Source organism: Phenylobacterium sp., assembly GCF_016793225.1.
In the GTDB taxonomy this organism is placed as follows: domain Bacteria; phylum Pseudomonadota; class Alphaproteobacteria; order Caulobacterales; family Caulobacteraceae; genus Phenylobacterium.
Genome location: NZ_JAEUMN010000126.1, coordinates 31,680 through 49,969 on the forward strand (window position 1 = coordinate 31,680; position 18,290 = coordinate 49,969).

Below are 18,290 nucleotides of genomic sequence, written 5' to 3' on the forward strand. Positions count from 1 at the left end.
GCTCGACGGTGCGCGCCGAGGCGCCTGGCGGCACGCTTCCTGCAGGCCCGGGGGCTGCAGGCGGCCGTCGAAGGGATTTCTTCAAGGCTCAGCTTCGGCCGCCATCAGGGACCTGCTATTGGCGTTAACCCGGAGTTGGGTTGATCCAGCTCAAGGTCTCGCGCGTAGAGATCGGGTAGGTTGGAAGATCATGGCTGGAGTATCGGGGAGCGCAATGCTGGCGGCTGAGAAGGTGGTGGCGACGACGCCGTACCTGCACGAGATGGATCCCGCCACGGGGTTCGTCCCTGCCGACATCGACCGCAAGAAGGGCCTGGAGCTGAACGCCGGCTACATGGCCGCCAAGCCGTTCCCCCACATCTGCATCGATGGGTTCCTTCCGCCGGAGGTGCTGCAGCGGTGCCTCGACGAGTTTCCGTCGAACCTCCGCTCAGAGGCGAACACCTTCGATCGGGACCAGGAACGCTACAAGTCGCAGTTCAACCCGGACGAGATGAACCCGTGGCTGCGGACGTTGTTCTACAGCTTCAACTCACGACCATTCATCCAGGTCCTGCAGAACATTACGGGCATCAAGGGTCTGATTCCGGACCCGTACTTCCTCGGCGCCGGGTTCCACGAGATCCAGACCGGCGGCCACCTGGGGGTGCACGCCGACTTCAACCACCACAAGCCGATGAACCTGGAGCGGCGGATCAACGTCCTGATCTACCTCAACAAGGACTGGAAGCTGGAATACGGCGGCTCGCTCGAGCTCTGGAACGACGGCATGAGTTCGTGCGCACACAAGCTGGCGCCGGAATTCAACCGTTGCGTCATCTTCAACACGACGTCCGAGAGCTGGCACGGCAACCCCGAGCCGGTGAACCACCCTCAGGGTCTCAGCCGCCGGTCGATCGCGCTCTACTACTACACCTCCACCTGGAGCGCTGCGAAACGCGATCACACGACCCAGTTCAAGGTTCGCCCCGGCACGGAGGACAAGACCGACTGGAAGGTGGCGCGCAGCGAACTGATCGCCGATCTTCTGCCGCCCCGGCTCTACCGGGCGATCAAGCGGAGTAGAGGCAGGCAGGACTAGAGCCGCAGGTCCGCGGCGTCCTTCGGCAACACGGCCTTGACGTCGAAGACCACGGCGTCGGGCCGGCCAAGGGCGCGAATCGCCTCGGCTCCGAGGGCGGCGAACTCTCGGTGCGCCACGGCCAGCACCACGCCGTCATACGCCGCCCTCATCGGCTCGGAGACCATCTCCAGCCCGTACTCGTGGCGGGCCGCATCGTGGCTGATCCAGGGGTCCCAGACATCGACCCGGACGCCGTAGTCCTCGAGCTCGCGCACGATGTCGATCACGCGCGTGTTGCGCAGGTCGGGCGTGTTTTCCTTGAACGCCAGCCCCATCACCAGCACGCGGGCCCCTTTCACCAGCACGCCCCGGCGGATCATCTCCTTGACCAGCTCCCGCGCCACGTGGCCGCCCATGCCGTCGTTGATCCGCCGTCCGGCGAGGATCACTTCCGGGTGGTAGCCGACGGCCTCGGCCTTGTGGGTCAGGTAGTAGGGATCCACCCCGATGCAGTGCCCCCCCACGAGGCCCGGCCTGAAGTTCAGGAAGTTCCACTTGGTGCCCGCCGCGCCCAGGACTTCCTGGGTGTCGATCCCAAGCCGGCCGAAGATCAGGGCGAACTCGTTCACGAGCGCGATGTTCAGGTCGCGCTGGGTGTTCTCGATGACCTTCGCCGCCTCGGCCACCCGGATGGAGCTCACGCGATGGGTGCCGGCCCGAACGATCGAGGCATAGAGCGCATCGACGAACTCGGCGGCGGCCGGCGTCGATCCCGCCGTCACCTTCACGATGTCGGCCAGCCGGTGGTGGGGATCACCTGGGTTGGCGCGCTCCGGGCTGTAGCCGGCGAAGAAATCACGGTTGAACCCGAGACCGGAAACCTCCGCCACCACCGGCACGCAGTCGTCCTCGGTGGCTCCGGGGTAGACGGTGGACTCGTAGATCACCACCCCGCCTTGGCGGATGGCGCTTCCCACGGTGCGGCTGGCGGCCATGAGGGCGCTCAGGTCAGGGCGCTTGTGGCCGTCGATGGGCGTCGGCACCGTCACGATGAAGACGTTGGCGCCCAAGAGCGCCTCGGGGTCGCTCGAGAAGCTCAGCCGACGGGCGGCGGCCAGCTCTTCGGCCCGCACTTCCATCGTCCGGTCCTGGCCGGCGGCGAGTTCGGCGATCCGGGTCTCGCTGAGGTCGAAGCCCACCACGTCGTGGTCGGCGGCGAACGCCACGGCGAGCGGCAGGCCCACATAGCCGAGGCCGATGACCGCGATGCGGGCCGGCGTCCGTGTGAAGGGGTTCATCACCATCGGCGCGGGCTTACCATGGTTTGGCCGCCGCGCGCCTGAGCTCACGGATGGCGCCGTAGAGGTGGTAAAGCGACGTGGCCGGCGAGGGCTCTTCGAGGAACGCGCCGTCCGCGGCCATCCGCTCGCGCCAGCACCCCGGCTGAGGCGTGTCGAGGAAGGCAAGCAGGCCGTTCGCGGCCTCCAACGCCGCCCCCTGCTCGCCGAGCAGCACGGCCGCCTTCAGGTGCTCGGTCTGCGCCCACAGCCTGGCGCCGCCGTCCCGCACCGACAGGTCCGGCCAGACGGCGTTCTGGACGACCCCTCGCCCTGCGTCCCAACCCTTGCGCCCGGCGGCGAAGAGGCGCCGCGCGGCATCCGCCGCGTCCGCGTCCCCCCGCGCGTTCGACCATTGGTGCAGCAGCCATGCCCACTCGAACTGGTGCCCAGGCTCGATGAGGCCGGCTTCGCCGTCCACGGCGCTCCATCCGGCGTCGAAGAACTCTCGAACCGCCCCGGTCGCGGGATCGATGAACCGCCGCAGGGAAAGCGTCGCCACCTCGTCGGCCAGCGCCCGAGCCCAACCCGGAGCCCCTGCGGAGTCCCACGCCAGCGCCGCCTCCAGCAGGTGCATGTGGGCGTTGGCCTGGAACGGTTGCGGCCCAGCCTCTCGATAGCCGCCTTCGGGGTGCTGGAACTGCGTCCTGAGGCGTTCCGCGATCGAGGCCGCCTCTCCCGCTGCGTCGCCGTCACTCCGGCTGAGCGCGCAGAGCGCCAACAGCACGAACGCGTGCTCATAGAGCCGCGGCTCAGGGTCGGTCACCTGACCTTCCACGGAGAAGGCGGTCGCATACAGGCCGTCCGCCCGCCTTCCCTGACGGCGGAACCAGCCGAAGCCGTCCCGCGCCAGCATGCTCCAGGGGCCTGTGATCCCGTCCGCGTCGGCGCTTGCGAACACGAAGGCCTGGCGCGCCTGAACGCGCGCACGTCTCCTGACATCGTGAACCGACCCGTCCCAGGTCAGGGCTTCGCGAAAGCCCCCCGTGGCGGCATCGACGCCCTGCGTCGCCCACAGCGGCAGGGCTGCGGCGTCCAGCCAGACGCCGAACCATTCGGCCGCCTCTTCGAAACTCCCGAAGGGCGTGCGGCGCGGCCGAAGCACGGGCTCGGGCGCGCGCACCAGCACGGCCTGCGACGCGGCCACCACCGCGACGTTCGCGCCGACGACGGCGACCTCGACGCCCGGCGCCGCGCGCACCGATGCGAGAGCCGTGGCCGCCCGAGCCTCCCGGACGTCCTGGGCGGCCTCCAGCCCGCACACGAGCACGGCGTCCGGTTCCGCCACGACGACCAGCCGCCTCGCGCCGACGACCCGGACGTCCACCCCGTCTGCTGCCCGCACCAGAACCTGCGACGCGCCGGGCGCCTGCACGCCCGACGTGAGGCTGTTGCCGTGCACATCCTGCTCGGATGCGGCAAGCACCGCATCCCAAGCGCCCAAGTCCGACCAGGCCCATTCAACCGGCAGCACCGCCCCCCGGTCGGTGCGTTCCATGACGGCGCGGTCGAAAGCGATCCGGGGCGCCCGACCGTAGCTCGCCCCGAGCCGGACCGCACCCGCCTCGGTCTGGACTTCCCGCAACGCAGCCTCGACCGCGCTCGCCACCTCCGCCGCATGGCGCGCGATCTCGTCCTGCAGCACCTGCGCCCGGGCGACGAAGACGCCGCCGTTCCAGAGCGCGCCCTCCGCGACCAGGGCCGCCGCACGCGCCGCGTCAGGCTTTTCCAGGAACTCGGCGATCGGCCGCACAGGCTCCCTTCCCTGCGCCGGCCGGATGTATCCGAGCGCCGTCGAGGGGCGATCCGGCCGCAGCCCCAGGGTGACGATCGCCCCGCCACGCGCGGCGACGACGGCCACCTCGACGGCGTCCCGAAAGGCGTCCGTGTCCGGGATGTGATGATCGGCGGGGAGCACCACCAGCACGGCGTCCGGATCCTCTTGGGCGGTCCAGGCGGCCGCCGCGGCGATCGCCGGCGCGGTGTCGCGGCTCTCCGGCTCCAGGATGATGAGCGCGTCCATGTCGACCGCCGCGAGCTGCTCACGCACGAGGGCCTCGTCCCGCGCCGCCGCTGAGACGATGATCTGGCCGCCGGCCAGCGCCCGGGCGCGCAGGAGCGCCGCCTGGAAGGTCGAGCGAGTCCCCAGAAGCGGGAGGAACGGCTTTGGCCGCCCGGGCCGCGACAAGGGCCAGAGCCGCTCGCCGACCCCGCCGCAGAGGATCAACGGATAGACGGGCGAAGCTATGGGGGTCTCCCGCGCGGGCCTGACAGGCGCTTCACCTAGCGCGTGTGCGCCGAAACGGGAACGGCCTCGCGCGACGGCGTGGAGTTCGCCCTCGATTGCCCCTCAGAGGGCCCGCATGTAAAAGACGGCCGGAATTCGAGCAGGCGCGGTCCGCCGCGCCGTGGAGGGAGGTGCGCTCAGGCCACCAGTGCGCGCAGGCCGAGGCCGATGCAGGTCCACAGAGCGAGCGACGCGATCGCGCCCAGCGTCAGGCCGACACCGACGGGGATGCGGCGGGCCGGGGTTTCCACCGCGGCGGGCGTCATCAACTCGACAGACACGTCGGACGGCATCTTTCTACTCCGACTCCGCCCGCTTTTCGGGCTCGGACGAGTTAAGCCCGACGAGCGTGAACAAGTCGTTTGGGGAAAGAGCTAACGGGACGGCAACCATAAGGGCGCGGCGGCCCAGGACGCCGGCAGAGGAGTGAGTGCTCAAGGCGATGACGGACGTCCTCGCACGAACGACAGAGGAAGGCGCGGCGACAGACCGGCCGACCGCGGCGCGTGGTCGCGACGTCGAGGTCTCCGCGGCCTCCAGCGTGGCGAAGCGCTGCATCGACATCGCCGGCGCCGCCCTCGCCCTCCTGGCGTTCCTGCCGCTCCTGCTCACCATCGCCCTGCTCGTGCGCATCGAGTCCGGCGGTCCGGTGATCTTCAAGCAGCGGCGGACCGGCCGCGGCGGGCGCGTCTTCACGATCTACAAGTTCCGGACCATGACGGTGGCCGAGGATTGCGCCAACGTGCGCCAGGCCACTCGCGGCGACTCGCGCGTGACCGCGGTGGGCGCGGTGCTGCGGAAGCTCAGCCTGGACGAGCTGCCCCAGTTCCTGAACGTCCTGAAGGGCGACATGTCGATCGTCGGCCCTCGGCCGCATGCTCTCGCCCACGACGAGCACTACGCCGAGCACATCCCGACATACCGCGACAGGTTCCGCGCGAAGCCCGGCCTTACCGGCCTCGCGCAGGTCAATGGGCTCCGTGGCGAGATCCGGGACATCGACTGCATGCGCGACCGGATCGCCGCCGACAACCTCTACATCGACAGCTGGTCGCTGGGCCTGGACTTCGCGATCCTCGCCAAGACGGCGGTCATCATTTTCCGCGATCCCCAGGCGTACTGACGCCGCTTCGGCGCCATGGTTGACGATTGATCAACGCCGCATGCAACCGAACGGTCGCATCGTCCGAATATAGAGCGACCGCCCGGGAAGGACGGGGCCGTGGCGCGGCTCTTGCTCGGTTCCCGGCGTGGTCGACGGGACGGCGGGGAAGATGTCCGGAATTGAAACGCGGTTCGGAGCCGAGGAAGACGCCGAGCGCATTCGCGCCGCCTTCTACGGCTTTCTCAACGCGCACGAGGGCGAGGTCGACGGCGATGCCCGGATCTCCACCGAGATCGGCTCCCGGGGCCCCCGCCTCAGCGTCCGGCTCTGGAGCCCGGAAGCCATGGAGGCGTTCCTCCGCGGACTCGGCAAGCCTGACCGCCGAGCCTGCTATGAATAAGCTGGCGGAGTTTCATGGTCATGCCGAGCCGGCCAAGTGGACGCCTGCCAGCCCGCCCCGGGCCGCCGTCGCGCCACTCCCGCAGGCCGTTCCGGTGAAGGCCAAGGTCGCCACCAGCCGGCGCAAGCGCGCCTTCGACATCGTGATGGCGCTGGGCGCGCTGCTCGTCTTCCTGCCCCTCCTGCTCACGATCGCTGTTCTCGTCCGCGTCGAGACGCCTGGTCCGGCGCTCTTCCGGCAGCGCCGCACGGGCCTGAACGGCGTGATCTTCACGGTCTACAAGTTCCGCACCATGACCGTGGCCGAGGACGGCGACGTCGTACGGCAGGCGACCCGACAGGACGCCAGGGTCACGGCGCTCGGGTCGATCCTGCGCAAGTTCAGCCTCGACGAGCTGCCCCAGTTGCTGAACGTCCTGAAGGGCGACATGTCGCTGATCGGCCCGAGGCCGCACGCGGTCGCCCACGACGAGGCCTGGAGCAAGACGGTGCCCGGCTACGACCAGCGTTTCCGCGCGCGCCCGGGCCTGACCGGCTATGCCGCGGTCTGCGGTTTCCGTGGCGAGGTCCGCGACCCGCAGGCGATCATCGACCGGGTCCAGAGCGACAACGAGTACATCGATACCTGGTCCTTCGCGCTCGACATGAAGATCGTGTGGCGGACCCTGCCGCTGATCTTCGGCGACGAACGCGCCTACTGATCCCGGTTAACCGATCGCTCAGAGCCCCCGGCTAGGGTCGCGCCCGAGACGGTTGGGGAGGCCAGAATGGCCGACGATACCGGCGCCTTCCGCGCCGTTCCTGAAACTCAGGACGCCGCGCCTGTCCATCGGCGTGGCCCGCTGCGTCCGGCGCAGCTGCACAGCGTGCGGTCGCGCATTTCCGGCGCGGGCCTGGCGCGCCTGTTCCAGGCCGGCGACGTCGCGGCTCTGATGGCGGCGTCGAGCGTCGCGACGCTCCTGACCCGGCTTCCCGAGGTGATGTGGCTGGGCGCGCCGATGCTGGCGCTCTTCCTGCTCGTCGCCACCGGCGCCTATTCGATGAACGCGCGCGAGCGCGCGCGCCGCCGTTTCGGCCGCCTGCTGCTGGCGGCCGCCGCGGCGGGCGGCGGCGCGGGGGCCCTCTACGCGGCCTTCGACCCGGCCTTCCCGATGATCGCCTGCACCATCTGGGTGGCCGCGGCCGCGACCGCGCTGTGCGTGAGCCACATCGCCTGGCGAGCCGTCGTCCGCACGCTGCGCAGGAAGGGGCACATCACCCCGAACCTCATCATCGTAGGGGGCACGTCGGCCGCGCAACGCCTGATCCGGCGCGCGCTCAGGACCCGTGACGTCAACATCCTCGGCATCTTCGACGACCGCCGCGACCGGGTCGGCCCGGAAGTGGCGGGCGTCCCCGTGCTCGGCAAGACCGCCGACCTGATCGACCACCGCATCCTGCCTTTCGTCGACCGCATCGTGATCACCGTGCCGCCCAAGGCCAGCGGGCGCATCGCCGAACTGCTCGAGCGGCTGGCGCCGATCCCGAACCCGATCTCGCTCCTCCTCGACGACGCCGACGACGAAACCGAGGCCCAGGCTGTCGGTCGCGTCGCCGACTTCGACCTCGCGCACATCTCGGGGACTCCGGAGAAGTCCGGCTACCTCGCCGCCAAGCGCGTCCTGGACCTGACGCTCTCGGTGATGGGCCTGATCGCCCTCGCCCCGCTGATGCTGGCCGTGGCGGTCGCCATCAAGCTCGACAGCCCCGGCCCCGTCTTCTTCCGCCAGCGCCGCCACGGCTACATGAACGAGGAGTTCCTGGTCTGGAAGTTCCGCTCGATGCGGGTCGAGGCGACCGACCACAAGGCGGCCCGCCAGGTGACCGCCGACGACGACCGCGTCACGCGCGTGGGCCGGTTCATCCGCAAGACGAGCCTCGACGAACTGCCGCAGATCTTCAACATCATCACCGGCGAGATGTCGATCGTGGGCCCCAGGCCCCACGCCATCGGGATGCTCAGCGGCGGCGCCGAGGCCTCGAAGCTCGTCGAGACCTATGCCCACCGGCACCGGATCAAGCCGGGCCTCACCGGCTGGGCCGCGGTCAACGGCAGCCGGGGTCCGGTCGACACGCCCGAGGATGTCCGCCGCCGCGTCGCCCTCGACCTCGAGTATGTCGAGCGCCGCTCCTTCTGGCTCGACGTCGCCATCATCCTGCGCACCGCGCCCTGCCTCCTCGGCGACAGCGGAGCCGTACGCTGACAACGGCGCGGCGGCTCCGCTAGAAGGGACGGCATGTCACGCCTCGCCGTCCCCTTCGTGGCCGCCATCCTCTTTGCCGGTCCCGCCACCGCCGGCGAGGCCTTCGTCGGCGTCTACGCTCACGACATCGACGACGGCATTTCCTACGGCAAGTTCGAGGACGGGGCGCAGATCGTCGGCGGCGTGCGGACGACGGCCCTCGACGAACTGGCGTTCCTCGGCCGGCCGCGCGTGCACCTGCTGGCGGGGCTCAACACCTCGGGCGGCGTCAACTACGTCGCCAGCGGCCTCGCCTGGCGGTTCGACCTGACGAAGCGCCTTTACGTCCAGCCCGGCCTCGGTCTGGCGATCCACGACGGCCGGGTGGCGTTCCCTTCCCCGGACGAGCCGGGCATCAGCCCTGCGGAGCGCCTGAAGCGTCTGAACGACTTCCAGACGAAGCTCGACCTGGGCTCACGCGTGCTCTTCGAGCCCGAACTCTCCATCGGCTACAAGGCCACGCGGCGGCTCTCGCTCGAACTCTCCTGGATTCACCTGAGCCACGGCCGCCTCGCCGGGCGCTACAACCCCGGCGTCGGCGACGTCGGACTGCGCGTGCTCTATCGCTACGGCCTCGACCGCTAGCCGAAGCGCTTGCGCAGCTTCTTGATCACGAGGTTGGGGTTCCGCATCGCGCGGCCGAGCGGCCTCAGGACGTCGCGATAGTCCCCGTAGCGGTTGATCGGCAGGCTAAGCAGCTCGGGCCAGGCCAGCTCGATGCCCCGGATGATCATTCGGTTGGTGCGCCGCCAGTCGGGCGGCAGCGACAGCATGGCGGCGAACGCCTCGCGGGAGATCATGGGGTGGATCGCATAGTTGTCCGGCGTGGCGTACGCCTGCGCGAAGGCCCAGCAGCTCATGCGAAGCTCAAGGTACGCAAGGTCCATCATCAGATAGCCGTCCACGGGCGGGACCGTCGCCATCCATTGCTCCACCGCCGAGACGACTTCGGGGCTGATGGGCATCCCGAAACGGACGGCGATGTCGTGCGCGGAGTGCTGGCTCGCCTCGGTGTCGGTGGGCCGCCAGAAGAAGGCGCGCCCGATCTCCCCCCCGAGTCCTCCGGAAACGAAGTCGAACGACGCCAGCGCCTCGACGGTCGGGAAGCTCAGCATGTTCGGACCGCCGATGCTGTGGCCGGCGCGCGCATGCCATTGTTCCGCCTGCTCGGGCGTGGCGTAGCGGATGGGCAGCAGGCGGTGATTGAGTCCGAAGCGCTTGGCGAGTTCCTGCGCGCGCTTGGCGTCGAGCCGCGTCTCGACGCTGTCGACCGTGTAGAAGTTCAGCTGATCCTTGATCTCGCGACAGGCCGCCAGGATCATTCGCGTCTCGTTGCCGGCCGTGAGCGTCGTCGTCAGCCTACCGCCCGCGTGAAGCGCGCGGACCGTGTCGACGATGGAGGCGTTGATCCGCCGGATAGCCGCATCGGGATCGTCGGTGATGGCGATCTGGCCGGTGGGCCAGTGACGGTGCGTACGGCCTTCGTCCAGGTCCAGGTAGTGATTGCACATCAGCCGCGAGATCCCGACGTGCGCCGTCAGGCCGGCCGGAAACCAGCCGTCGGCGCGCACATTCAGGAACTCGTGGAGCTCGCGCCGGAACCGAGCGTCGTACGCCTCGCGGTCCAGCAACAGGCCCGCCGTCGCGGCACAGACCTTGCGTTCCGCGTCATAGACGGCGGAAAGCGACCCATCCGCGTCCAGGTAGACCCGGCGCGCCGTCGGCTGGTCGAGGATGAAGAGGAAACTGCCCGAGTGGCCGAAGACGAAATCCTCGACGAATGCGTCCAGTTGCGCAGCGCTGGGCGCCGGGGCGTCCAGCCGGATGTCCTCCTGGATCACCGCGCCCCGGCGATAGTCCACGGGGAAACCCAGGAAGCCGCCGAGCAGCGCGCCGTCCGCCGCGTAGACCCGCCGGAGCGGGATCCGCCCGATCGTGACGACCTCGAGGTCGTTCAGCACCGCCGTCTGGCTTCCCGCCGGAGGGGTCACCACCCCGCACCGAGCGACCGTGAATTGCCGGTCGAAGCTCTCAGGGTAGGCGATCATTTACGTCCTCACCTAAAATATCGGCCGCTGATTCCTGTTCGGCTCGGCGGCGCTCTAGACTCCGTCACAGTTCGACCGTCAATCCTGGCTTGGCGGCGTTCTGATGAAGGGCCTCCTATTACACAGTTCGGATCGAATTGATGAACGACGCGCCGGCCGCCAATCACAAGACCCGTCTGCGGCTCGCCGACACGGCAGATCCGACGTCCCTGTCCAGCCGCTTCCGGCAAAAGCGGGACCTGCGGCTGCGCGAACTCATCGGCGGCATAGCGGGCGGCGGCAAACCGCTGCGCATCCTGGATGTAGGGGGATCGGTCGAGTACTGGCGGCGCGTGGGCCTGGACTTCCTGCGCGACGTCGACGCCCGAGTCGTCGTGATGAACGTGACGGCCTTCGAGCTGAAGGCGGAAGGCGCCGACGCCACCCTGTTCGAGGCGGTGGTCGGCGACGCCTGCGACCTCTCGGCCTACCCTGACGGCGGCTTCGACCTGGTGCACTCGAACTCGGTGATCGAGCACGTGGGCAACTGGAGCCGCATGAAGCAGTTCGCGAGCGAGACGCGACGCGTCGGCCGCAGCTACTACGTGCAGACCCCGTACTACTGGTTCCCCATCGAGCCGCACTTCTACCGGGCGCCCATGATCCACTGGATGCCGCGCCCGCTGGCCGCTCGAGTGATGACGACGTTCCCCGTGACCTACTCCGGCAAGGCGAAGTCCCTCGACGCCGCCTTCGGCGTCCTGGACGGCACTCAGCTCATCGACCGGCGGCAGTTCCGCTTGCTGTTCCCGGATGCGCAGCACGTCTCGGAGCGCGTCCTGGGGCTCACCAAGTCGCAGATCGCCATCCGTCGCGCATGAGGAAACTGGCCTACCTTGTGTCGGCCGGGTCGGCCAGGCGAACCGGGGAGACGCTGCGACGTTCCCGGGAGCGGTCCGGGCCGCAGCTGTGAGCACAGCCGCAGGCAAGCCCGGCTGCGCCTTCGCGCGTGACCTCGAGAGTTTCGGATCGACGGCGGCCGTCGTCACGGACGCCGGCCGTACGGTGACGTACGCCGAGCTCGCCGGCCTCGCGGACGCGTTCGCCGCACGGCTGGGCGCCCAGCGCCGCCTGCTCCTGATCGAAGCCGCCAACGCCCTCGAGCCCCTGGCCGCATACCTGGGCGCGCTGCGGGCCGGACATCCGGTGATCCTGACGGCGGCCGGAGGAGATCACTCGCGGCTGGTCGAGGCCTTCCGGCCGGATGCGCGCTACGCCCTGGTCGGCGCCGAGTGGCGCCTGACCCTGACCGACGCCGCAGGTCCCGAGCTGCACCCCGAGCTGGCCGTCCTGCTCTCGACCTCCGGCACCACCGGGGCGACGAAGCTCGTTCGCCTGAGCGGAGATGCGGTTGAGGCCAATGCCCGGTCCATCGTGGAGTACCTCGGCATCACCGCGGACGACAGAGCCGTCACCTCGCTGCCGTTCCACTACAGCTACGGCCTCTCCGTCATCAATTCTCACCTGCTGGCGGGCGCGACCGTCCTGCTCACCGACAAGTCTGTGGTCGAACCCGCGTTCTGGAGCTTCGTCGAAGGCCAGGGCGCCACATCACTGGCCGGCGTGCCCTACACCTATGAGCTCCTCGAACGCGTGCACTTCCGGGATAGAGCCCCGGCCACGATCAGGACGCTGACCCAGGCGGGCGGGCGCCTGCCGCCCGAACTCGTGCGGCGGATGGCGGAGTGGGCGAAAGGGCGCGGCGTCCAATTCTTCGTCATGTACGGGCAGACGGAGGCGACCGCCCGGATGGCATACCTGCCGCCCGACGTCGTCCTCGATCGCCCCGAGGCTATCGGCCGGCCGATCCCGGGGGGCGAGTTCCGCCTGATCGACGAGGACGGCGGCGCCTTGGACGGCGTCGAGGAAGCCGGGGAGCTGGTGTACCGCGGCCCAAACGTCATGATGGGCTATGCGACGGCCGCCGACGATCTCGCGCGGGGTCGGGACCTGGATGAGCTCCATACGGGCGATCTGGCCGTCAGGTCCGCGGACGGGCTCTATCGGATCACGGGGCGCAAGAGCCGTTTCGCGAAGATCTTCGGGCTGAGGATCAGCCTCGACGAGGTCGAGGCGCGGCTCGGCCAGCTGGGCGTGCGGGGCGTCGTCGTCAGCGACGACGAGTTGATCTACGTGGCGCTGACCGAGGACGGTGACCCTGCGGTTGTCGGGCGTCAGCTGTCCACGGACTACAAGATCCCGGCCAGCGTGTTCCACGTGGCCACCTGGAGCGAACTCCCGACGCTCCCGTCCGGAAAGGTCGACTACCAGTCCATCCTGCGCCAGTCCCGCGCGCGCGCGTCTGGCGCCCCGGTGGAGGCCCCCTCGTCAGCCAACCCCATCGACGCCGCCTTCGCGCATGCGTTTCCCGGCAAGACCATCAAGGCCGACGACAGCTTCGTCAGCCTGGGCGGGGACTCGCTCAACTACGTTTCCATGTCGCTGGACCTCGAGAGGATCCTCGGCTTCCTGCCGGAGGATTGGGAGCAGCTCAGTCTGCGGGACCTGACGGCTTTGCAGCCTCTCTCGGAGCCTCGCCGCTGGTGGAGCCTGCGCACGCTGGAAACCGAAGTGGTCCTGCGGATGCTCGCCATCCTGGCGGTGGTCGTGAATCATGCGTCGGACCTGGTGGTCGGCGGCGGGGCCGAGGTCCTGCTCATCCTCGCCGGCTACAACCTGGCCCGCTACCAGAAAGCCCGCCTTAGGGAGGGCCGCGCCTTCGAGTTCACGCTCTCGTTCGCGCGTCGGATCATCCTGCCCTACTACCTGCTCCTGGTGCTCTACCTCGCCGCCAAGCAGGACTTCGATGTTCCGTCCCTGCTCCTCGTCAGCAATTTCTTCGGGCGCTTCAGTTCACTCCTCGAGCCGTTCTGGTTCCTCGAAGCGATCATCCAGTCCCTCGTGATCGTCTCGGCGATCACCTTGCTGCCCCCGGTCCGACGCGCCATCGCAGCCGATCCGTGGAGAGCGGGACTGGCGTTCCTGGTGGCTGCAACGGTGTTGAAATGCGCCGCCTTCGCCATCTTCCAGCACGATCACCTCGTCAACCGCACGCCGGACTCGACGCTTCTTCTCATCGCCGTCGGCTGGTGTGTCAACGAAGCCGTGACACGGGCTCGCCGCACGCTCATGACGGGCGTGCTGCTGGCGCTTGCCGTGCTCTCCGTGGTGGGCGTGCCCGGGCTGTGGCAGCCCTACCCCCAGCCCTCGAGCTACGCCCACGCCGTGTGGCTTTCGGCCAGTGCGGTCGGGATGCTGTGGATGCGACGCATCCCGGTCCCTTCGATCCTGCACGGCCTCGTCGGCGCCGTGGCCGCAGCCAGCTTCTACATCTACCTCACACACGTCGCGCCGCTCTGGCTGCTCTACTGGAAGCTGGGCGTGAAGAACCTGGGGGTGAACCTCATTGCAGCGGTGGCCTTGGGGCTCGCGACCTGGTGGGCCGCCGACCGGTTCGCCGAGTTCGCCAGCCGTCGCCGGGCCGCCGCGTCCTGAGACGCGCCGGCCACGGCCGCCGTCGTTCCGTCAGAGGATGAAATCGCTCGCCGTCATCGTGCCGACGCCCACGACGCGGATGGCGAAATCGGCGACGCCATCGCCGTTGAGATCGCCCATCACCCGCACTTCCGTCTTCGAAACCGCCTCGTACCGCAGTTCGCCGGGGTTGCGCGTGAAGGCGCCGGCGCCGAGGAACCTGAAGTCGTGGTCGCCGGCGATCAGGCTGTTGGCATCGATCGAGTGCACGTTGATGCGGTCGCCGTCGGCGCGCGAAAAGTCCGCGATCAGATCCGTGCCGCCCCTGCCGATATAGCTGCCGGCGAAGACGAAGCGGTCGGCTCCCCCGCCCCCGATGAGATGGTCGTTCCCGCCGCGGCCCGTCAGAAGGTCGTTGCCCTCGCCGGCATTGAGCGTGTCGTTGCCGCCGAGGCCGACCAGCGTGTCGTTTCCGAGCCCCCCCCGCAGCGGGGTGTCGGCGTTGCTCTTGGCCGCCAGCTTCTGGTCTGCGGTCACGTCCGTCGCCACCACAGGCTCCCCGTCGCCGAGGGCGCCCAGGACGTAGTTCACGGCCGCGCTGCCCGTGAGGTCTGCGACGGTTTCCAGGACGACACTGTCGTAGTAGCCCGGCAGGGACGCATCGACGGGCTGGGCGATCGTGTTGCTCCCGATGTGACCCGCATTGGTGTTCTGCACATCGGTGATGAAGCCCAGGATGTTGTCCACGACCGTCACGTGGTGGGTCTTGTCGGTCAGGTAGATGCCGGGCGGCTTGTTGTCCTCTCCGGGCGTCTGCAGGAAGACGTTGCCGCGGATGGTCGACGCGGAGGTGTTCTCGAGGCGCACGCCGATCGAGTTGCCGTTCAGGAGAACGTTCCCCGACACCTCCACACCCCGGAAGCCGACGTTGTTGCCGTTGTCGTCGAGGTAGATGCCAAGGATCGCGATCCCGTCGCCCTGTTCGATGTGGTTGTTGGTGATCCGGATGTCGGTGCTGGCGGCGCCCTGGGACTTGTTTGTCCAGAAGTGGATGAAGTCGGCGTGATCGCCCTTGCCCCAGTTCCAAGGGTGCGACGACGAGAGCGTGTTCCCGTCGACGACCATGCGGCTGACCTCGGCGCCCGTGACCATGCCGGTGCGCATGTCCTCGATGTGGTTGCCCCGGATCGCGACGCCCGAGACCTTGTAGAGCACGACGCCCTTGAAGAAGCTCGAGATGTCGTTGCCGTCGATGCGGACATCGCTCGACCGCTCGATCGAGACGGCCCGGGCAGTTGGAAGGCCGAGCACGTTCCCCGTCGAGTCGGTGTCCGCGGCGGTCCTCGGCACCCCGGTCACTGCGCCGCCGCCCTTGATCGTCCCCCCCGAGAAACTGATGTCGCTCGACGCGCTGATTTTGACGGCGGAGGAATAGGTGGTGGTGGCGGCGTTGGGCGTGAAGTTCACTGTCAGGTTGCTGAAGCTGAGCCCGGACGACCCCGCGACGGTCAACGAACGAAGAACGGCCTCACGCGCCGGATCGGCGGACGTGATCGTCACGTCCGTAGCGAAGGTCATTCCCGCGATACTGACATCGCCGTAGTTCCCCGGCGCCAGCCTGATGACGTCGCCCCCCTTGGCGGACGCCAGCACGGCGCTGAGCTGAGACGAGTTTGCCACGAGCATGTCCGCCACGAATACTCTCCACAATTACGGTTGTAGTTGTCCGCGCACACTACGGACAGACGAAATCCGTCGTAACGCGCCCCTAGAGAGGACGTCGTTGAAATTGCGGAGTCGTTACGATGATTGTTCGGATCGATCTAGAGGGTGCGACGATTGCGCACGCCAAGTCTAGCCGAAATGTAGGCTGACAATTTAGCGCCACATTTATGACTATGTTGAGCCAATACTTAATGGCGAGACGGTGGCGCATGCCGCGGCCGCCGAGCGGCAACACCGCCATCTCCGGCACGCCACGGCGCCCGTCGCGTCCATACGCCGGGGCGGCGCCGCGACAGGCGGCCTGCGACGACTTTCAGGGCAAGGGTTCGAGGCGACCCGACGGCCGCCGCGATTTCACGACGTCAACGCCCGCGCGCGGCTCAGCGCTTGCCGGGGAACTTGAAGTCGAAGCCGAACGGCTTGAGCACGATCAGGATGTAGATCAGCACGGCCGCCACGATGAGGAACGACAGCAGGCCGTTGCCCATGCCGCTGGGTTCAGGGTTGCCGACCCAGTTGGCGGCCATGCAGCCGAGGGATGGGGGCAGGTACTGTAGGATGTGATCCTGCGGCTCGCCCGGCTGCACCGAGCGGTGCAGGAACAGGACAACGAGGCCGCCGAAGATCGCCACGGTGATCCAATCGTAGACGGTTTCCACCAGGTTGCTCCGTGTTCCGTGTAGCGCTCTTACGTATCAGGAAGCCCGGCGGGCGCAATCGTCCCCGAGCCGTCCGTTTCGGTCAAACGGACGCTGCACCTGAGCAAGACCCGTGCCGCCACGGCGATTTCCTGATCTAACGCCCGGCGATGACCTGTGCGGGTACGAAACGCAGCCGGCTGAGCGGCGCGCTGCTGCTGGCGGCCGTCGCCGCCTTCCTCGCCGGCTGCGGCTCCGCCCCGGCGGTGGACGCGGCGACCGGCGCCTTTGGGCGGCCCGGCCGACTGGTCGAACTGGAGGACGGACGCCGCATCAACCTGCGCTGCGCCGGCCGCGGCTCGCCGACGGTGATCCTCGAATCCGGCTTCGGCGCAAGCTCGGCGGCCTGGGCGCGCGTGCAGCCGCAGTTGAGCCGCACGACGCGCGTCTGCGCCTACGATCGCGCCGGCTATGGCTTCAGCGATCCGGGCCCCCTCCCCCGCGACGGCGCCGCCATCGCGCGCGATCTCGACGCGGCCCTGGAGCGCGCCGGGATCGAAGGGCCGTTCGTGGTGGCCGGTCACTCGGCCGGCGGGCTGTACGGCCGCCTCTTCGCCGGCCGCCGGCCCGGAGAGGTGCGGGGGTTCGTGCTGGTCGATCCGACGGTGGAGGGCCGCGCCCCGCCCGGACGCGACGGCCTCGACGGGATCCGCCGGCGGCTGCGGCGTTGCCTGGCGGCGGCCGAGGCGCAACCTCAGCCCCCCGAGGCCGCGCCGGATTGGGAGGGTTGTGCGCCGGCGCGCGCCGATGTGCGGACGCGCGAGATCGCGCGCAATCCCGCCACGTGGCTCGGCCAGCTCTCCGAGCTCGACGCGATCTTCGGACGGACATCCGAGGCCGTGAACCGGATGGGCGGCCTGCTGGACGAGATCCCGATGTACGTCCTCACCGCCTCGGAGACAGCGGCGGCCGCACAGCAGGTCGGCTTCGAGAAGCCCGTTTCGATGTGGGAGCTGCAGCACGTGCGCCTAGCGCTGGGTTCGCGCGGCGGATCGCAGCGCACCGTGCTGTCGTCGCACCTGGTCATGAACGAGCGTCCCGAGGTGGTCATCGAGACCATCCAGACCATGGTGCGGGCTGTGCGCGCCGGGACGCCGCCCGAGCCGCTGCCGCTGAGCGAGACCTCAACCCTGGGGAACGACCCCGCGTCGGAGCAGCCGCGCTGACGGCTACTTCGCGCTGGCGAGCTCCCGCTTGAGCTTGCGGGCCTCGGCGGCCGTGATGCACTTCGGCGCAGCCCACGACCCGCCCGTAGCCGCAGCCTGATCGGCTTTGACGAACTGCGCGGCGACGCCGAACTCCCGCTCGAAGCCGCGGCGCGTGGCGGCCGACTTGTCGCAGACGTAGACGGTCCTGGACGGCTTCGCGCCGGGTTCGCCGGCCTGCGCCGGGGCGGGCTGCGCGAGGGCGGGACCGGCGATCATGGCCGAAAAGACGGCGGCGCAGAGCATGGCGCGCATGGGCGTTCCTCCGGACTTGGCGGCTCGCGAGCCGCTCTTCGGAGACAAACGACAACGTATATCGCGTCTATGCAACAGTTTTTCGACACTTTAGGGCGGTTCGACTTATCATCAGCCGACCTCGTCTTTCATGACAGCGGCATCGAGGTTTCACAGAACTGTCACATACCGCGCACATATTCGGAATCTGCAAAGGACGGCAGTGGCGGACTTGAACCGCGGAGCGTCCGTCAGGGGAGCCTTCGCCGGTGCGCTATGGCGTTGTCCGTCCTTCGCCGGACCTTCCGCCGGCGAGTGTCCAGCGCCGCCGCATCGAGATGGCCGGGAGCGACGTCATCGTGGCCGACGGCGCACACAGGCTTTGGGCCGCACG

16 protein-coding genes are annotated in these 18,290 nt (G+C 68.9%); 9 read left to right on the plus strand and 7 right to left on the minus strand.

Annotated elements, in window-relative coordinates; all coding sequences use genetic code 11:
- Positions 1-214 precede the first annotated feature (214 nt).
- Entirely contained in the window at positions 215-1,081 is an 867-nt protein-coding gene (locus JNK30_RS15020; protein ID WP_293483328.1) for a 2OG-Fe(II) oxygenase, read from the plus strand.
- Here JNK30_RS15020 and JNK30_RS15025 read toward each other — a convergent pair.
- From JNK30_RS15025 to JNK30_RS15035, 3 genes are all read right to left on the minus strand, one after another.
- Positions 1,078-2,367 (minus strand): nucleotide sugar dehydrogenase, encoded by a 1,290-nt coding sequence (locus JNK30_RS15025; protein WP_293483330.1) that lies wholly within the window; start codon positions 2,365-2,367, stop codon positions 1,078-1,080. The two genes, JNK30_RS15020 and JNK30_RS15025, sit on opposite strands and share 4 nt — an antisense overlap.
- 10 nt (positions 2,368-2,377) lie before the next feature.
- Complete coding sequence (locus JNK30_RS15030) at positions 2,378-4,627, minus strand: AGE family epimerase/isomerase (protein WP_293483332.1); 2,250 nt, start codon at positions 4,625-4,627, stop codon at positions 2,378-2,380.
- A 197-nt stretch (positions 4,628-4,824) separates the two neighbouring features.
- Complete coding sequence (locus tag JNK30_RS15035; protein WP_293483334.1) at positions 4,825-4,980, minus strand: hypothetical protein; 156 nt, start codon at positions 4,978-4,980, stop codon at positions 4,825-4,827.
- A 149-nt stretch (positions 4,981-5,129) separates the two neighbouring features.
- On the opposite strand from JNK30_RS15035, the gene JNK30_RS15040 reads away from it, so the two are divergent.
- From JNK30_RS15040 to JNK30_RS15060, 5 genes are all read left to right on the plus strand, one after another.
- Positions 5,130-5,810: an exopolysaccharide biosynthesis polyprenyl glycosylphosphotransferase gene (locus JNK30_RS15040; RefSeq protein ID WP_293483335.1), complete on the plus strand. Its 681-nt coding sequence runs from the start codon at positions 5,130-5,132 to the stop codon at positions 5,808-5,810.
- Positions 5,811-5,961: 151 nt separating this feature from the next.
- Entirely contained in the window at positions 5,962-6,192 is a 231-nt protein-coding gene (locus tag JNK30_RS15045) for a hypothetical protein (RefSeq protein WP_293483336.1), read from the plus strand.
- On the plus strand, positions 6,185-6,892 hold the full coding sequence (locus JNK30_RS15050; RefSeq protein ID WP_293483337.1) for a sugar transferase: 708 nt from the start codon (positions 6,185-6,187) through the stop codon (positions 6,890-6,892). Before JNK30_RS15045 ends, JNK30_RS15050 begins: the two co-directional genes overlap by 8 nt.
- 66 nt (positions 6,893-6,958) lie before the next feature.
- Entirely contained in the window at positions 6,959-8,434 is a 1,476-nt protein-coding gene (locus JNK30_RS15055) for an exopolysaccharide biosynthesis polyprenyl glycosylphosphotransferase (protein WP_293483338.1), read from the plus strand.
- A gap of 33 nt (positions 8,435-8,467) precedes the next feature.
- Positions 8,468-9,058 (plus strand): acyloxyacyl hydrolase, encoded by a 591-nt coding sequence (locus JNK30_RS15060; RefSeq protein WP_293483339.1) that lies wholly within the window; start codon positions 8,468-8,470, stop codon positions 9,056-9,058.
- Here the strand turns inward: JNK30_RS15060 and JNK30_RS15065 are convergent.
- Entirely contained in the window at positions 9,055-10,521 is a 1,467-nt protein-coding gene (locus JNK30_RS15065) for a hypothetical protein (protein WP_293483340.1), read from the minus strand. The genes JNK30_RS15060 and JNK30_RS15065 overlap by 4 nt on opposite strands.
- A gap of 140 nt (positions 10,522-10,661) precedes the next feature.
- Between JNK30_RS15065 and JNK30_RS15070 the strand changes: the two genes are divergently transcribed.
- Both JNK30_RS15070 and JNK30_RS15075 read left to right on the plus strand, forming a co-directional pair.
- The gene (locus JNK30_RS15070; protein ID WP_293483341.1) at positions 10,662-11,381 is read left to right on the plus strand and encodes a methyltransferase domain-containing protein; all 720 of its coding nucleotides are present in this window, start codon (positions 10,662-10,664) and stop codon (positions 11,379-11,381) included.
- Between the two features lie 88 nt (positions 11,382-11,469).
- On the plus strand, positions 11,470-14,055 hold the full coding sequence (locus tag JNK30_RS15075; RefSeq protein WP_293483343.1) for an AMP-binding protein: 2,586 nt from the start codon (positions 11,470-11,472) through the stop codon (positions 14,053-14,055).
- A gap of 30 nt (positions 14,056-14,085) precedes the next feature.
- On the opposite strand, the gene JNK30_RS15080 is transcribed toward JNK30_RS15075, so the two are convergent.
- Together JNK30_RS15080 and JNK30_RS15085 are read right to left on the minus strand one after the other, a co-directional pair.
- Positions 14,086-15,720, minus strand: a complete 1,635-nt coding sequence (locus JNK30_RS15080) for a right-handed parallel beta-helix repeat-containing protein (protein ID WP_293483351.1) — start codon at positions 15,718-15,720, stop codon at positions 14,086-14,088.
- Positions 15,721-16,139: 419 nt separating this feature from the next.
- Positions 16,140-16,418: an XrtV sorting system accessory protein gene (locus tag JNK30_RS15085; protein WP_293483345.1), complete on the minus strand. Its 279-nt coding sequence runs from the start codon at positions 16,416-16,418 to the stop codon at positions 16,140-16,142.
- A gap of 149 nt (positions 16,419-16,567) precedes the next feature.
- Here JNK30_RS15085 and JNK30_RS15090 point away from each other — a divergent pair, with 149 nt between their 5' ends.
- Positions 16,568-17,623, plus strand: coding sequence for an alpha/beta hydrolase (locus JNK30_RS15090; protein ID WP_293483347.1), 1,056 nt, complete (start codon positions 16,568-16,570; stop codon positions 17,621-17,623).
- Positions 17,624-17,626: 3 nt separating this feature from the next.
- Here JNK30_RS15090 and JNK30_RS15095 read toward each other — a convergent pair whose 3' ends face one another.
- On the minus strand, positions 17,627-17,917 hold the full coding sequence (locus JNK30_RS15095) for a hypothetical protein (protein WP_293483349.1): 291 nt from the start codon (positions 17,915-17,917) through the stop codon (positions 17,627-17,629).
- Between the last annotated feature and the right edge of the window lie 373 nt (positions 17,918-18,290).

Bases quoted from the DNA above. Each gene is read 5' to 3' on its own strand.
- JNK30_RS15060 (WP_293483339.1), top strand. From the start codon at position 8,468: ATGTCACGCCTCGCCGTCCCCTTCGTGGCCGCCATCCTCTTTGCCGGT.
- JNK30_RS15045 (WP_293483336.1), top strand. From the start codon at position 5,962: ATGTCCGGAATTGAAACGCGGTTCGGAGCCGAGGAAGACGCCGAGCGC.
- JNK30_RS15080 (WP_293483351.1), bottom strand. From the start codon at position 15,720: ATGCTCGTGGCAAACTCGTCTCAGCTCAGCGCCGTGCTGGCGTCCGCC.
- JNK30_RS15025 (WP_293483330.1), bottom strand. From the start codon at position 2,367: ATGGTGATGAACCCCTTCACACGGACGCCGGCCCGCATCGCGGTCATC.
- JNK30_RS15090 (WP_293483347.1), top strand. From the start codon at position 16,568: ATGACCTGTGCGGGTACGAAACGCAGCCGGCTGAGCGGCGCGCTGCTG.
- JNK30_RS15055 (WP_293483338.1), top strand. From the start codon at position 6,959: ATGGCCGACGATACCGGCGCCTTCCGCGCCGTTCCTGAAACTCAGGAC.
- JNK30_RS15070 (WP_293483341.1), top strand. From the start codon at position 10,662: ATGAACGACGCGCCGGCCGCCAATCACAAGACCCGTCTGCGGCTCGCC.
- JNK30_RS15065 (WP_293483340.1), bottom strand. From the start codon at position 10,521: ATGATCGCCTACCCTGAGAGCTTCGACCGGCAATTCACGGTCGCTCGG.
- JNK30_RS15035 (WP_293483334.1), bottom strand. From the start codon at position 4,980: ATGCCGTCCGACGTGTCTGTCGAGTTGATGACGCCCGCCGCGGTGGAA.
- JNK30_RS15095 (WP_293483349.1), bottom strand. From the start codon at position 17,917: ATGCGCGCCATGCTCTGCGCCGCCGTCTTTTCGGCCATGATCGCCGGT.
- JNK30_RS15020 (WP_293483328.1), top strand. From the start codon at position 215: ATGCTGGCGGCTGAGAAGGTGGTGGCGACGACGCCGTACCTGCACGAG.
- JNK30_RS15050 (WP_293483337.1), top strand. From the start codon at position 6,185: ATGAATAAGCTGGCGGAGTTTCATGGTCATGCCGAGCCGGCCAAGTGG.
- JNK30_RS15040 (WP_293483335.1), top strand. From the start codon at position 5,130: ATGACGGACGTCCTCGCACGAACGACAGAGGAAGGCGCGGCGACAGAC.